The following is a 798-nucleotide window of genomic DNA, read 5'->3' as shown; positions in this document are numbered from 1 at the left end:
GGGTCAGACAGCGCAAAGCCCGCCTGCGATCCTCGGCGCTGCCCTTGAACACGAACGGCAAGGCGGGACGCAGCGCGCCGGACGCGGGCGCCATGGCTGCGTTCAGACGTTGGGCCTCAAGGCCGCTCTTACCCGATTCCAGACCTGGCTTGCCGGCCAGCGTCAAGCTCTCCCAGCCCGGCGTCAGTCCGTAGAGAGCCGGCTGCAGAAGGTTGGGATCATGCCGCATGGCGACGGCCAGCTGCGACGACGTCAATCGCCCCTTGATCGCGGCCAACCCGCCCGCGCCGAGGTCGCCGCCGGTGATGCGCGAGACAGCCTCTGCCGTCCGATCCATATCGGGTCGCACGCTGGACCCCGCCGCCATGGCGACGCCCAGCACCGCGCCGGCCGCGGGCAAGGCCGCCGCCGAACGCCGCAGCGCCTTCCACATCGTCTTCCAGGGCAACCGGGTCATTCAGGGTCCAATAGCCGCGATCGGCGCACCGGCCTTTCGCTGAGATCGCGCGTCTAGTCCGACTTATAGGCCATTTTCCGGCGTCACGACGACCGCCGTTATCAAACCCCCTGCGCGTCAGGGGTGGTCGCCCCAAACGCAAGGTGTAAAACTATGTTCCAGCGGGGCAAACGCGTCGCTGGTGGGGCGAACCGACGATATGAGCGCAGGCGGATCGAAACGGCGGATCGCGGTCATGGATCGCTGGCTGATCGGCCTGGCGCGCCTGTCGACGGCCTCGCCGACGCATCGCCTTTTGATCGGGATCGGCGTCGCCCTCGCTGGTTTGGCGATCCGTGCGG

General features: G+C 68.0%; 1 pseudogene. It reads right to left on the bottom strand.

From position 1 onward, the window contains the following. Positions 1-457: pseudogene (locus JWG43_RS20600) on the bottom strand (cell wall hydrolase); the annotation flags it as partial. Between the last annotated feature and the right edge of the window lie 341 nt (positions 458-798).

The organism is Desulfobulbus alkaliphilus (assembly GCF_016918545.1).
Classification (GTDB): domain Bacteria; phylum Desulfobacterota; class Desulfobulbia; order Desulfobulbales; family Desulfobulbaceae; genus Desulfobulbus; species Desulfobulbus alkaliphilus.
The sequence above is the reverse complement of the archived record's forward strand: the minus strand, read 5'-3'. Positions and strand labels throughout refer to the sequence as shown.